This window comes from Streptomyces yamdrokensis, assembly GCF_053890455.1.
This window is the reverse complement of the sequence record NZ_CM132679.1, coordinates 5,282,370-5,295,657: the sequence shown is the minus strand read 5'-3', so window position 1 is coordinate 5,295,657 and position 13,288 is coordinate 5,282,370. Positions and strand designations below refer to the sequence as shown.

Here is a 13,288-nt window from a genome sequence, read left to right as displayed (position 1 = left end):
CGCGGGCGGGGTCAGGTCCGTGGGCGGGAGGTTCCGGTTCCGGGGTCGGTTCCGGGACCGGGGCCGGGGTCGGCCCCGGCGGTGGGGTTCGTGGTCGCCACCGGCGGGGCCGGGGTGGCCGCGGAGGTGATCTCGATGTGTTCGCCCCGCCGGGCGCGGGTGTAGAACCATCGCGCGTCGTCGACGCTCAGACCCAGCCAGCTCGTCCTGGCGCCGAGGGCGCCGAGGGATCTGGTGTCGAAGGCGAGGGCGCCCGTGTAGGCCGGGGCCCCGTCGCCGTTACGCAGCTCCACCACGTACGGGACCTTGGCCTCGTAGGCGTTGCCGGCCCGCGCGTCGCTCCGCAGCAGCATGACCTCGTGCTTGGCCCGCACGGTCAGCCGGTGGTCGTGCGGCGGCTCAGTGGCGACGAGGTGGGAGTTGACGCGCATGACGCGGCCGCCGACCGTGAGGGTGTGGCGGCTCAGGTCGAGGACGGCCTCTGCGGTGCCGGCCACGGCCTCGGGTGCCCGGGGGCTGGACGTCGGCGTGCCGATCGCCTGGGCGCCGGACGAGGCGGCAGGGGCCTCCCGCGAGTCGTGGCCGGGCTCCTCGGCGTGCACGGTGAGTCCGATCGTCGCCAGCATGCCGGCCACCGAGGTCGCCAGGCCCAGGCGGACGGTGGTCCGGCGACGGCGGGAGCGGCGTCGTGCCCGGGTGCGGACCTCGGCGGCCGGCGTGGGCGGCGGGGACTCATGGGCCTCCGCCAACTCGCGCAACGCAGTGGCGAGTTCATCCGACACGGCCGCCCTCCCTCCAGGCCGGCTCCTCGGCCTCGTCCACCGCCAGCTGTTTGGCCAGTGCCGCCCGCCCCCGGGACAGCCGGGCCTTGACCGTCCCCACGGGTGCGCCGGTCTCGGAGGCTACCTGTTCGACACTGAGGTCGCACAGATGGTGAAGAACGACTGCCATGCGCTGGGCCTCGGGAAGTTCGCGCAACGCGGCGACCAGCGCGGCTCGTTCGGGGCCGGGGCCGGGGGTCGTTTCCGGCAGCGCGGAATGGCGCACCAGCTCCAGCCAGCGGCGCGCGCGGCGCCAGCGGCTGACCGCGAGGCGCATGGCGACCGTGCGCACCCATGCCTCGGGCGCCCCGTCGGCCTGAAGTTTGCGGCGCCGGTCCCAGGCCCGTACGAACGCCTCCTGGACCACGTCCTGAGCCTCGCCCAGGTCCCCCGTGAAGGCGAAGAGCTGCCCGGTCAGACGGGGGAACGCGGCCGCGTAGAAAGCGTCGAACTCGTCCTCGGTCATGCCCTCCACCGGTGTCCGTGAATGTGCCGTGTGACCGGCTGCCCCCGTCATGCACACAGGTCCAACAGATCACGCACATGGAAGCACAGCCCTGGAGGAAGACGCGGAACACGGGTTCCGGGATCCATCAACCGCCATACGGGTGAAAGGATTTTCACCGGGCCGCAGCCGCCGGCGTCGCCTGCGGTGACGTGCCGTCACGTGCGGTCGTCTTCCGTCATGTGGAGTCGCCTGCGGCGGGTGGAGCCGTCTGCGGCCGGGAAGTCGGAGGGTCGGAACCGGGGCCCGCCACCGGCGCCCCCGGCTCCGGTCCTCCCACTCCGGCCGGCCTGGTGTCGGCGGTGGTGTCCCCCACGTGGTGTAGCCGATCAGGCAAGCGGAACGCCCAGGCCCCGGCGTCGACCGCCGTTGCCGACGACTGTGCTGGGGCCCATGGGTCCAAGGCGGGCACTCACCACCGGACGCCCCCTGGCCGGGACACGCCCGCGTGGCCCGAACCGGGGGCGGCAGGTCACGACCGGGCGCACCACGACAGGGGACGCGCGACCTGGTCGGTCCGGGCCGCCCGGCCGGCTGCTCCCGCCCCGCTCAGAGCCGGGCCCACGTGTTCCGGTCCCGCGCCATCGCGTGCAGGGCCTCCACGTCCGCCGGTTTCAGTACGCCCCCCAGGTCGCCCAGGCACTCCACCTCGCCGTCCGTCAGGACGCGCACCTCGCGCGGCGGGGGCCTCACCGTCACCTGCGACGCTCCGACCAGGACGAACACCGGGCGGACCTCGGCGGTCAGGGCGTACGAGACCCGGTCGGCGTCGGCGCGGACGCGGCGCAGCAGGGGGTGCGGCTCACCACGGCGGCCGACGGCGACCAGGGGGTCGGTGACCGTCACCCGCTGCCTGCGGGCGTACACGGCGTGTACGGCGTACAGCCCACCGGGGCCGATCGCCAGGTGGTGGACGCGGTCGCCGCCGGGGAGCGGGATCGAGTGCAGGGTGCGTACACCCAGACCGTCCATGCGGTCCAGCGCCTCGCCCACCGCCCGCTCCGCCTCGAGCGCCCGGTGGCGCGGGTCGGCGCGCAGGCGGCGGGCCGGGCCGGGGTCGCGGTCGAGCGCGACCAGGAGGGCCTCGCCAGGGCGGTTCGGGGCAAGGTCGTCGTCGGGATGGAGGGCGAGTCGTGCCAGCTCGGCGGGGGTGGGGACCGGAGGCGGGCCGACCGAGACCGGGCCGGTGAGGAAGGGGCCGAGCGCTTCGAGCACCTCCGCCTCACGGTCCTCGCCGAGCAGGTGGACCCTGGCCGCGTCACGGTCGTACCAGGCGATGTTCCCCCCGTCCGGGAGACAGACGTACAGCCGCTCCCGGCCGTGCCGCCAGGCCGGTACGACGCGCAGACCGCTCATGCACCATCACCCCGTCCTCCATGGGAACAGGCAGGGTGCTCCAGGGGCAAGAACCCGGCTACCTTTGGGAGCACGTGGACGGTGATGCCGGGGAGGCGCCGTTGCATACCCGCAGGAAGCAACCCGACGTACCGGCACCGGACACTCCGTGGGACGAGATCGCACCCGGTCTGTGGATGGGCGGACACCAGGTCAGGACCCGGACCGGGCAGCTGGAGCCCGTCTCGGTGCGCCAGGAGTTCGATCTCGTACAGACGCTGCTGCGGCTGCCGGGGCACGGGCCGGACCCCGGGGTCGAGCACCATGTGTGGCCGATCCCGGACGGGCCGCTCGACGGAACCCAGCTGCTGGGCGTCATCCGGCTCGCCGAGGCGGCGTGCGAGGCGCTGGACGACGGGCGCAAGGTCCTCGTCCGCTGTTATCACGGGTACAACCGCTCGGGACTGGTCGTCGCGCACGCGCTGATGCGCCGGGGCAGCTCCGCCGAGGAGGCGATCCGGCTGATCAGGGCCCGCCGCTCGGGCTGGGCCCTGCACAACGACCTGTTCGTCGACTACCTGCGGGCCGGGCTGACGACGGCCCGGCTGCTGGAGGAACTGGCCGAGTAGGCGGACGGCCGTCCCCGATGGCGCACCAAGGCGGGCGGGGGTGAAGGGCTGCTCCTAATGTGGCGATTGGTCACCTTCGACTCTTTCGCTCCCACATGGAGGTACTTCATGTCACGCCACGCTCAGCGCTCGTCGCGCTCCCCCCTCCTTCGCCGTCTGCCCATGACGCTGGCCGCCGGCACCCTGGCGCTCGCGGCCGCCGTCGCCCCCGCCGTCGCGAACGACACTCCCGACGGCGGCAACCAGTCGGACTGGAGCCAGCAGGGCGGCAACGGCGACGGCGGCGACTCCTCCCACCAGCAGGGCGGCAACGGCGGCTGGGACCAGCAGGCCGGCGGCAACGGAGACGGCGGCGACGGAAACGACCACGGCAACAACAGCGGCGGAGGCAACGCAGGCGGCGGCGACGGGGGCCACCAGGCCGGCGGCAACGGAAACGGCGGCAACGCAGGCGACCACGGCAACAACAGCGGCGGAGGCAACGCAGGCGGCGGCGACGGGGGCCACCAGGCCGGCGGCAACGGAAACGGCGGCAACGCAGGCGACCACGGCAACAACAGCGGCGGAGGCAACGCAGGCGGCGGCGACGGGGGCCACCAGGCCGGCGGCAACCACGGCAACCGGGGCGAGTACAAGGGTGTCGTCACGACCGATTCGCTCGCCCTGCGCACCTCGCCGGACCGCGGTTCGAAGGTCATCCGGTACGCCCGCAAGGGCGATGTCGTCTCGATCTACTGCAAGGTCGGCGGGGACGACGTGCAGGGCAACCCGCTCTGGTACCTGCTCACCGACGGCACCTGGGCCTGGGGCCCCGCCCGCCACATCGACAACATCGGGCCCGCGCCACGCTGGTGCTGACGGGCACAGCACTCAAAGGGGAACATGTAGGTAGGTTCCGGACATGAGCAAGGCCGGAATCTCCCTGGCGACGGCTGATCCGCCCACGCCCACCGCTCCCCTCCCCCGACGCCGTGGCGTCGAACTCGCCCTCATCGTCCTGGCCGTCCTGCTGTCGGTGTACGGCTACTGCGCCGTCGGCTACGCCAGGAACGGCTCCGTCCCGCCCGGCGCCGCCGGTTACGGCGCCGGGCTCGGCGTGCTCGCGCTGGTCGCGCATCTGGCGGTGCGCTTCCGGGCGTCCTGGGCCGATCCCCTCCTGCTCCCCATCGCCGTCCTGCTCAACGGGCTCGGCCTGGTGCTGATCTACCGGCTCGACCTGGAGACACCGGGCGACGAGGCCGCCCCGACCCAGCTGGTGTGGTCGACGCTGGGCGTGGCGCTGTTCATCACGGTCGTCCTGCTGCTGCGCGACCACCGGGTGCTCCGGCGCTTCACCCGCGTGTGCGCCGTCTCCGCTCTCGTCCTTCTCACGGTGCCGATCTTCTTCCCCGCGGTGAACGGGGCCCGGATCTGGATCCGCGTCGCCGGCTTCTCCATCCAGCCGGGCGAGTTCGCGAAGGTGCTGCTCGCGGTGTTCTTCGCCGCGTACCTGGCGGAGAACCGGAGCGCGCTCACCTATGCCGGCCGCCGGTTCTGGGGGGTGCAACTGCCCACAGGGCGGGTGCTCGGGCCGATCGTCGCCGTGTGGCTGGTGAGCGTGGGCGTGCTGGTCCTGGAACGGGATCTCGGCACGTCGCTGCTGTTCTTCGGCCTGTTCGTCGTCGTGTTGTACGTCGCCACCGGCCGCACCGGCTGGCTCGCCGTAGGGCTGCTGCTGGCCTCACTGGGCGCGGTGGCCGTCGGCCGGCTGGAACCCCATGTGCACAGCAGGATCGAGACCTGGCTGCGACCGTTCGCCTCGATCGAGGCGGGCGAGGGCCCGAACCAGCTGGCGCAGTCCCTGTTCGCCTTCGCGGAGGGCGGGCTGCTCGGCACCGGTCTGGGACTCGGGCACTCCGTCCTCATCGGCTTCGCGGTCAAGTCCGACTTCATCCTGGCCACGGCCGGTGAGGAACTGGGGCTGGCCGGGCTCTCCGCGATCTTCCTGCTGTACGGGCTGCTGGTGGAACGCGGCTACCGGGCGGGGCTCGCGCTGCGCGACCCGTTCGGCCGGCTGCTCGCCGTGGGGCTGGCCGCGATCGTGGCGCTCCAGGTGTTCGTGATCGCGGGCGGGGTGACCGGGCTGATCCCGCTGACCGGGATGGCGATGCCGTTCCTGGCACAGGGAGGTTCGTCGGTGGTCACCAACTGGGCGATCGTGGCGCTGCTGGTCCGGCTGAGCGATTCGGCACGCCGTCGGGGGGACGGGCGCTCCCGGTGCGGCGGCGCGAACGAAGGGACGGGTTCATGACGCGGTACATCCGGCGTGCCGCCGTCTTCTGCGCCCTGCTGCTGTTCGCCCTGCTGATGAACGCCACCCGCGTCCAAGTGCTGCATGCCGATGCCTACGACGACAACCCCGCCAACCGCCGTGACACCATCGCCCGCTACCACCAGCCGCGCGGCGACATCCTGGTCGGCGACCGCCCGGTCACCGGCTCGCGGGACACCGGCGAGCATCTGCGCTACGAACGGACCTACACCGACGGCCCGTTGTACGCGCCGGTGACCGGCTTCGCCTCACAGGAGTACGGGACGACCCTGCTGGAGCACACGGAGGACGCGCTGCTGGCGGGCACCGACCCGCTGCTCCAGCCGCTGCCGCTGTGGAACGACTTCACCCGTTCCCGCAACGCGGGCGGCGACGTCGTCACGACGATCCACCCGGCCGCCCAGCGGGCCGCGTACGAGGGACTGCGCTCGCGCAAGGGCGCGGTGGCGGCGGTGGAGCCGTCGACCGGGCGGATCCTGGCGCTGGTGTCCGTTCCGTCGTACGACCCGGAGCCGCTGGCCGGGAACGGGGCGGCGGCGCGGCGGGCCTGGGCCCGGCTGAACGCCGATCCGGACAAGCCGATGCTGAACCGGGCCGTGCGGCAGACGTACCCGCCGGGGTCGACGTTCAAGGTGGTCACCGCGGCGGCGGCGCTGGACGCGGGTGTGGTCACCGACCTCGACGAGCCGACGGACTCCCCCGACCCGTACACCCTGCCGGGGACGACGACACGGCTGACGAACGAGTCCCGCGGCTGCGCGGACGCCTCGGTGCGGGAGGCGTTCACCTGGTCCTGCAACACCGTGTTCGCCAAGCTGGGGGTGGCCACGGGCCTGGCGGACCTGTCGGCCACGGCGGAGGGCTTCGGCTTCAACGAGGAGGGACTGCGGGTGCCGTTCCCGGTGGCGCGCAGCACCTTCGACACCACGATGGACCGGGCGCAGGTCGCGCTGTCGTCGATCGGGCAGTACAACACGCGGGCCACTCCCCTGCAGATGGCGATGGTCGCGGCGGCCGTCGCCGACCACGGGAACGTGCGGGAGCCGTACCTGGTGGAGCGGACGACCCGGGCGGGCGGCAGCACGGTGGCGACGGCCGGCCCGGGGCAGTCCCGGCGGGCCATGTACCCGTCGACGGCACTGCGGATGCGAAAGCTGATGCGCGCGGTGGTGGAGGAGGGCACGGGCACGAACGCCGCGATCCCCGGTGCCGTGGTCGGCGGCAAGACCGGCACGGCCCAGCACGGGATCGGCAACTCCGGTACGCCGTACGCCTGGTTCGTGTCCTGGGCACAGGCCGACGGGGACGCGGCGGCGAAGGTCGCGGTGGCCGTCGTGGTGGAGGACGCGGCGGCCAGCCGCCGGGAGATCAGCGGCGGCGGCACGGCGGCACCGATCGCGCGGGCGGTGATGGAGGCGGTGCTGAGGCCGTAGGCATCGCTCGCCGACCACCTCGCGGACCGCCTGCTGAGACGGGGGCTGCCGATTCCCGCCCTCCGCGCCTACGGTTCGGCCCATGACGGAAGCCGCCCCCGCGTACGAACTCGCCCAGGTCAACATCGCCCGGCTCAAGGCCCCGTTGGATTCCCCGCAGTTGAAGGACTTCGTCGACAACCTCGACCCGGTGAACGCGGACGCCGAGGCCGCCGACGGCTTCGTCTGGCGGCTGCAGAGCGAGGAGGGGAACGCCACCGATGTGGCCGTCTTCGGCGATGCGTGGCTGATCCTGAACACGACGGTGTGGCGGGACGCCGACACCCTGACCGCGTACATGTACCAGGGGCGGCACCGGGAGATGCCGGCGCGGCGGCGGGAGTTCTTCGAGCGGGTGCGGGAGGCGATGACGGCCCTGTGGTGGGTCCCGCGGGGCCACCGCCCCACGGTCGCGGAGGCGGAGGCGCGGCTGCTGCACCTGCGCGCCCACGGCCCGACGCCCCACGCGTTCACGCTCCGGACGTCGTTCCCGCCCGGCGCGCCGACACCGGTGACCGGCGAGGTGCCGGACGGGCTGGGCTGCCCGGTCTAGCGACGACGGCCGACGGCGGTGAGGTCGATGTCGACGGGGAAGGGGACGGTGGGCTTGAGGCGGTTGTGGAAAATACCCATGGGCACGTACGACCTGGTCGCCGGGTCCAGCTCGTAGACGTAGACGACGGGGAGGCCGTCGTTCTCCTCGACACGCCAGAAGTGCGCGATGCCCGCGGCGGCGTATTTACGGGGCTTGGTCTCGCGATCGCGGTCCACCGAGTCCTCGGAGACCACCTCGACGGCCAGGACGACCTCCCCGGGCAGGAGCCGGGTCCGTTCGGGTCCGGTGTCGGCACCGGTACGGGCCACCAGCACATCGGGCTCCGGGCGGTCTCGTTTACCGAGCGTCACCGTGAATTCGCGGTAGACCTCGAACTCGTCCGGCGCCTGCTCGAAGAGCGAATTGTCCAGCAGGCGGATCGTGCGCATGTGGAAGGTGGTCTGCGGACTCGTCAGGACAAGGCTCCCGTCGATCAGCTCCGTGTGCGGAGGCAGGTTGGGAAGCCTGTCGAGGTCGTCCGCCGTCCAGCCGTCCTGCGGCGGACGCGGCCACTGGTAGTCGTCGTCCGACTCGGGCTCGCGTACGGCGCTCATGGTTGCTCCCATGCACTGGAGTCCGACCGGCACAGTCAGCCTACCCAGGGTGAACGCCGATTCGCCGCTCCACGAGGTGATCCGGGGCGTGCGCCGTTGACACCCGCGCCAGGTAGATCATCTGTCAACAAGGCCCGCACGAGGGATTGACGGGCTTGCTGACAAGCGGTCTCATAAGTCGGGTAACCGCCGGTAACCCCAAACGCCCGCGAGGTGGGACCACCATGACGACCCAGCCCCTGACGGATGCCGACGCGATCGACGGGCTGCGCGACGCGCTGGGCCTGCTCAAGGACCGGGAGCAGGTGGCGCGGCGGCTGCTCGACGCCTCCGCCAAGCACTCCTTCGACCCGGACGAGGAGCTGGACTGGGACGCGCCCTTCGAGGAGGGCCTGTGGTTCTGGCCGCCGGAGCTGGTCTCGCTGTACGGCACCCCGCTGTGGAAGCGGATGAGCGAGGAACAGCGCATCCGGCTGTCGCAGCACGAGGCGGCGGCGCTCGCCTCGCTCGGCATCTGGTTCGAGTTGATCCTGATGCAGCTGCTGGTGCGGCACGTCTACGACAAGGACGCCACCACCGCACATGTGCGGTACGCGCTCACCGAGATAGAGGACGAGTGCCGGCACTCGATGATGTTCGCGCGGCTGATCACCCGCGGCGGGACACCGTGGTACCCGGTGAGCCCGCTGCACCAGCACCTGGGACGGCTGTTCAAGACCGTCTCCACCACGCCCGGCTCCTTCACCGCGACGCTGCTCGGCGAGGAGGTCCTGGACTGGATGCAGCGGCTGACCTTCCCCGACGAGCGGGTCCAGCCGCTGACACGGGGTGTCACGCGCATCCACGTCGTCGAGGAGGCCCGGCACGTGCGCTACGCCCGTGAGGAGCTGCGGCGCCAGATGGTGACCGCGCCGAAGTGGTCGCAGGAGTTCACCCGGGTCACCTCCGGCGAGTTCGCCCGCGTCTTCTCGGTGGCGTTCGTCAACCCGGAGGTCTACACGAACGTCGGGCTGGACAAGCGGGAGGCCGTCGCCCAGGTCAGGGCGAGCGGGCACCGCCGGGAGATCATGCAGCAGGGCTCGAAGCGGCTCACCGACTTCCTGGACGACATCGGCGTGCTGCGCGGGGTCGGGCGGCGGCTGTGGAAGTCGTCCGGGCTGCTGGCCTGAGCACCGCCGCCCCGGCACCCACCGAGCAGCTCGCCGCCACACGACGAAACCGCACACCGGCACAGCCCCGACGGCAATCGGCACGCCGCACGGGACCGGACGGCGGCTGTGGAAGTCGTCCGGACCGCCGGCACAGGGCTCGGGCAGGGGAAGTCGGCACACACCCGGGCGGCCGCCGGGGGCGGGCGGTTACGCTGCGGAGCATGACTCCGCCGGCCCCCACCCCCGCCTACCGGCGCCTCGGCGTCGAGGAGCGGCGCCGTCAGCTGCTCGACGCCGCACTGTCCCTCTTCGCGCACCGCGCACCCGACGAGGTGTCGCTGGACGACGTGGCGGAGGCGGCCGGCGTGTCACGGCCCCTGGTGTACCGGTACTTCCCGGGCGGCAAGCAGCAGCTGTACGAGGCGGCGCTCCGGTCCGCCGCCGACGAGCTGCGGGACTGCTTCGACGAGCCCCGCGAGGGCCCGCTGCTGCCCCGGCTGTCCCGGGCGCTCGACCGGTACCTCGCCTTCGCCGACGGGCACGGCACCGGGTTCGGCGCGCTGCTGCAGGGCGGGAGCGTGGTGGAGACCTCCCGTACGACCGCCATCGTCGACGGGGTGCGCCGGGCCGCCGCCGAGCACATCCTCAGCCATCTCGGGGTCGCCGATCCGGGGCCGCGGCTGCGGATGACCATCCGGATGTGGATCACCGCCGTGGAGGCGGCCTCGCTGATCTGGCTCGACGAGGACAGACCGCTGCCCGTCGGTGAGCTGCGGGACTGGCTCGTGGAGCAGTTCCTGGCCGCCCTGGAGGTGACCGCGCGGCGTGACGCGGAGACCGGGGTCCTCGTCCGGACGCTGCTGGTGGACGGCTGACCGGTCGGACGGACGGCCGGTGGGCGCCCGGCGTGGGGGCATGGCCGACACTGGTGCCGTGAAGAGACAGGACACCCCCTTCGAGGGCGGGCCCATGGACGGGCGCGTCCTGCCCGTGCTGCTGGGCATCACCGGGCACCCGCCCAAGACGTACCGCATCCCCGTTCCTGCCCCGGACGGCGGCCCGCCCACGGTGCTGGTCTACCGGCGCGTGCCCCGGGGGCGGAGCAGCCGGCTCGGGCTGACGCAGGGGTGGAAGTACCTGTACGACCCGGACGGGGCGGCGACGCCCGACCGCCCGAGGTGGCCGTGGTCCGGGCGCACCCGCGGTCCGGCCGCCGATCCGGGTGCCACGCCGCGCGGCAAGCCGGACGACGCCGACGGGTGACGCCGTTGCGCCGAACCGCGCACACCCGGCGAGCGGGCACGGCCGGGCCGCCGGATGCTCACGGTGCGGAGCGGAGGAGCCGCCCGCGTCGGAGGTGATGGCGTGTCAGGAATGCTTCTGCGTCTGGTGTGCACGGCGGCGGTCGCGGCCGGGACCGTTCTCGTACCGGTGCCCGCGACGGCCGCTGCGGACCCGCCGGACAGTACCGCGGCACAGACCCCGGGGGCCGAGGTGTCCACCGGGGGGGCGCAGCCCGGCGACCGGTCCGTCGCGGAACTGCTGACGGACCTTCAGCGGCTGTACCGCGAGGCCGGGAAGGCCACCGAGGCCTACAACGCCACCGAGGAGCGGCTGGCGAAGCAGCGCGCCGAGACACGGCGCCTGGACCGCGCCCTCGCCGCCGCCCGGCTCTCCCTGCACGACAGCCGGGGCGCTGCCGGGCGGCTGGCCCGGCAGCAGTACCAGAGCAGCACCGGCGTCTCCCCGTACGTACGGCTGCTGCTGGCCCGCGATCCTCAGCACGCGCTCGACCAGGGGCACCTGATCGGGCGGCTGGCGCGCAACCGGGCGGACACGGTGGGCCGGCTGACCGGCAGCGAGCAGCGGGCCGACGCACTCGCCCGGCGGGCCCGCGAGGCGCTCGACGACCAGCTCGCCCTCACCGAGCGGCGCGGGAGGCAACGCGCCGCGGTGCGCGAGCGGCTCGGCGAGGTCGAGGAACTGCTCGCCTCGCTCACCCCCGGTCGGTTGGCCGCCCTCGCGGAGCTGGAGCGGACCGAAGCGGCCGAGAACCAGAAGGAGTTCATGGCGTCCGGCGCCCTCGGCACGCCAGGCGCTCCCGGCGCCCCGGGCGGCCCCGCTACCGGGCGCACGCCCTCCGCCGCGGGCGACCGGGCCCTGCGGTACGCGGTGGAGCAGATCGGGAAGCCGTACGAGTGGGGCGCCGAGGGCCCGGAGGCGTTCGACTGCTCGGGGCTGACCTCCGAGGCGTGGGGGGCGGCCGGCACGCGGGTGCCCCGGACCAGCCAGGAGCAGTGGGCGCGGCTGGACCGGGTCCCGCTGGACGAGCTGCGGCCTGGTGACCTCGTCGTGTACTTCCCCGACGCCACACACGTCGCCCTCTACCTCGGCGACGGCATGGTGGTGCAGGCGCCCCGGCCCGGCGCGCGGGTGAAGGTCTCCCCGATCGCGGCCAACCCGGTCCTGGGCGCCGTACGCCCCGACCCGGACGGGGAGCCCCTGCGGCACCATGTGCCGCCCGAGCTCCCCGAGGGGGCGACGGAGGGGCCCGACGAGGGATACGCGCCGGACCGGGACCGGGCCCGGGGCCAGGGCCTGCCCTACGCCTCCACGGCTCCCGAGACCTCCGCCAGGTAGGCGCCGGCCTTCTGGGAGTCGTAGAAGAAGTTCTCGAAGTCGGCCGGGTTGTCGAAGCCGTTGGCGAACCGGTCGGCGACGGGCTGGAGGCCGCCGGCGGCACCGAGGACGTCGAGGACGTGCTCGGGCGGCGGGGCCAGCATGGCGTTGGTCCACTTGGTGACGTGCTGTGCGGTGTCCCAGTAGCGGTCGAAGGCCCCTCGCATCCACGCCTCGTCGAACGGCGCCTCGCCGTGCTCGACGATGGAGGCGAGGTAGGAGGCAGCGCACTTGGACGCGGAATTGGAGCCCTGGCCGGTGATCGGGTCGTTGGCCACGACCACGTCGGCGACGCCGAGGACCTTGCCGCCGCCGGGCAGGGTGGCGACGGGGTTGCGGACGGTCGGGGCGTAACGGCCGGCGAGGGTGCCGCCGGCGTCGGTCAGTTCGACCTTGGTGGCCCGCGCGTACTCCCAGGGGAGGAACCTCTCCATGAGTTCCAGGGTCAGGGAGAGGTGCTCCGCCGGGTTCTTGACGTCCTTGAAGACGTCCAGCGGGCCGCCGGGTATGCCTTCCCAGAACAGGATGTCGGCGCGGCCCGAGGTGGTGAACGTCGGCATGATGAACATCTCGCCGACCCCGGGGACGAGGTTGCAGCGGACGGCCTCCGTGTCCGGGTGCTCCGGACGCGGGGCGAGCCCGTGGACGTAGGCCACGGCGAGGGCGCGCTGCGGCTGGGCGTACGGGGAGCGCGAGGCGTCCCGGCCGAACATCTGCACGAGCTCGCCCTTGCCCGCGGAGACGAGCACGAGGTCGTACGTACGGGAGAAGTAGTCCAGGTCGCCCACGGCCGCGCCGTGGATGACCAGCTGGCCGCCGCGCTGGGCGAACGTCTCCATCCAGCCCGCCATCTTCACCCGCTGGTCGACCGACTGCGCGAACCCGTCGAGCCTGCCCAGCCAGTCGATCGCGCGCCGCGTCGGACCCGGGTCGTGCGAGCCGGGGGCCGCGACCGAGACGCCGAGCCCCTGGATCCTCGGGGCCTGGGACTCCCAGAAGTTCAGCTGGAGATCGCGCTCGTGCTGCAGGGCCGTGTGGAACATGCACTGCGTCGACATCACCCGTCCGGTGCGGATCTCGTCCGCGGTCCGGTTGGACATCAGGGTGACCTCGTACCCGTGCGACTGGAGGCCGAGGGCGAGCTGGAGACCGGACTGGCCGGCTCCGACGACGAGTATCTTCCGCATACGGGTTCTCCTGGTTGGACGAGGGCTTCGGGCAGCCGAACAAGGGCTT

General features: G+C 73.0%; 14 protein-coding genes. 9 read left to right on the top strand and 5 right to left on the bottom strand.

Features of this window, described 5'->3' with window-relative positions:
• Positions 1-11 precede the first annotated feature (11 nt).
• The 3 genes from ACWZEH_RS23725 to ACWZEH_RS23715 form a co-directional block, all read right to left on the bottom strand.
• On the bottom strand, positions 12-782 hold the full coding sequence (locus ACWZEH_RS23725) for a hypothetical protein (protein WP_456193129.1): 771 nt from the start codon (positions 780-782) through the stop codon (positions 12-14).
• On the bottom strand, positions 772-1,287 hold the full coding sequence (locus ACWZEH_RS23720) for a SigE family RNA polymerase sigma factor (RefSeq protein ID WP_384008720.1): 516 nt from the start codon (positions 1,285-1,287) through the stop codon (positions 772-774). Before ACWZEH_RS23720 ends, ACWZEH_RS23725 begins: the two co-directional genes overlap by 11 nt.
• 588 nt (positions 1,288-1,875) lie before the next feature.
• Positions 1,876-2,682 carry an NERD domain-containing protein gene (locus tag ACWZEH_RS23715; protein ID WP_456193128.1) on the bottom strand — a complete coding sequence of 269 codons (807 nt, stop codon included), beginning with the start codon at positions 2,680-2,682 and terminating at the stop codon, positions 1,876-1,878.
• 101 nt (positions 2,683-2,783) lie between these two features.
• On the opposite strand from ACWZEH_RS23715, the gene ACWZEH_RS23710 reads away from it, so the two are divergent.
• The 5 genes from ACWZEH_RS23710 (at position 2,784) to ACWZEH_RS23690 (ending at position 7,626) form a co-directional block, all read left to right on the top strand.
• Entirely contained in the window at positions 2,784-3,290 is a 507-nt protein-coding gene (locus ACWZEH_RS23710; protein WP_456199792.1) for a protein-tyrosine phosphatase family protein, read from the top strand.
• 108 nt (positions 3,291-3,398) lie between these two features.
• The gene (locus ACWZEH_RS23705; protein WP_456193127.1) at positions 3,399-4,148 is read left to right on the top strand and encodes an SH3 domain-containing protein; all 750 of its coding nucleotides are present in this window, start codon (positions 3,399-3,401) and stop codon (positions 4,146-4,148) included.
• 43 nt (positions 4,149-4,191) lie between these two features.
• The gene (locus ACWZEH_RS23700; RefSeq protein ID WP_456193126.1) at positions 4,192-5,580 is read left to right on the top strand and encodes an FtsW/RodA/SpoVE family cell cycle protein; all 1,389 of its coding nucleotides are present in this window, start codon (positions 4,192-4,194) and stop codon (positions 5,578-5,580) included.
• Positions 5,577-7,034, top strand: a complete 1,458-nt coding sequence (locus tag ACWZEH_RS23695; protein ID WP_456193125.1) for a penicillin-binding transpeptidase domain-containing protein — start codon at positions 5,577-5,579, stop codon at positions 7,032-7,034. Before ACWZEH_RS23700 ends, ACWZEH_RS23695 begins: the two co-directional genes overlap by 4 nt.
• 82 nt (positions 7,035-7,116) lie before the next feature.
• The gene (locus ACWZEH_RS23690) at positions 7,117-7,626 is read left to right on the top strand and encodes a DUF3291 domain-containing protein (RefSeq protein WP_456193124.1); all 510 of its coding nucleotides are present in this window, start codon (positions 7,117-7,119) and stop codon (positions 7,624-7,626) included.
• Here ACWZEH_RS23690 and ACWZEH_RS23685 read toward each other — a convergent pair.
• Positions 7,623-8,222, bottom strand: a complete 600-nt coding sequence (locus ACWZEH_RS23685) for a Uma2 family endonuclease (protein WP_456193123.1) — start codon at positions 8,220-8,222, stop codon at positions 7,623-7,625. The genes ACWZEH_RS23690 and ACWZEH_RS23685 overlap by 4 nt on opposite strands.
• 224 nt (positions 8,223-8,446) lie before the next feature.
• Between ACWZEH_RS23685 and ACWZEH_RS23680 the strand changes: the two genes are divergently transcribed.
• The 4 genes from ACWZEH_RS23680 (at position 8,447) to ACWZEH_RS23665 (ending at position 12,013) form a co-directional block, all read left to right on the top strand.
• Positions 8,447-9,391 carry an AurF N-oxygenase family protein gene (locus tag ACWZEH_RS23680; protein WP_456193122.1) on the top strand — a complete coding sequence of 315 codons (945 nt, stop codon included), beginning with the start codon at positions 8,447-8,449 and terminating at the stop codon, positions 9,389-9,391.
• 203 nt (positions 9,392-9,594) lie between these two features.
• On the top strand, positions 9,595-10,248 hold the full coding sequence (locus tag ACWZEH_RS23675; protein ID WP_456193121.1) for a TetR/AcrR family transcriptional regulator: 654 nt from the start codon (positions 9,595-9,597) through the stop codon (positions 10,246-10,248).
• 58 nt (positions 10,249-10,306) lie between these two features.
• Positions 10,307-10,636 carry a hypothetical protein gene (locus tag ACWZEH_RS23670; RefSeq protein WP_456193120.1) on the top strand — a complete coding sequence of 110 codons (330 nt, stop codon included), beginning with the start codon at positions 10,307-10,309 and terminating at the stop codon, positions 10,634-10,636.
• Between the two features lie 102 nt (positions 10,637-10,738).
• The gene (locus tag ACWZEH_RS23665; RefSeq protein WP_456193119.1) at positions 10,739-12,013 is read left to right on the top strand and encodes a C40 family peptidase; all 1,275 of its coding nucleotides are present in this window, start codon (positions 10,739-10,741) and stop codon (positions 12,011-12,013) included.
• Here the strand turns inward: ACWZEH_RS23665 and ACWZEH_RS23660 are convergent.
• On the bottom strand, positions 11,977-13,239 hold the full coding sequence (locus ACWZEH_RS23660; protein WP_456193118.1) for a styrene monooxygenase/indole monooxygenase family protein: 1,263 nt from the start codon (positions 13,237-13,239) through the stop codon (positions 11,977-11,979). The genes ACWZEH_RS23665 and ACWZEH_RS23660 overlap by 37 nt on opposite strands.
• Between the last annotated feature and the right edge of the window lie 49 nt (positions 13,240-13,288).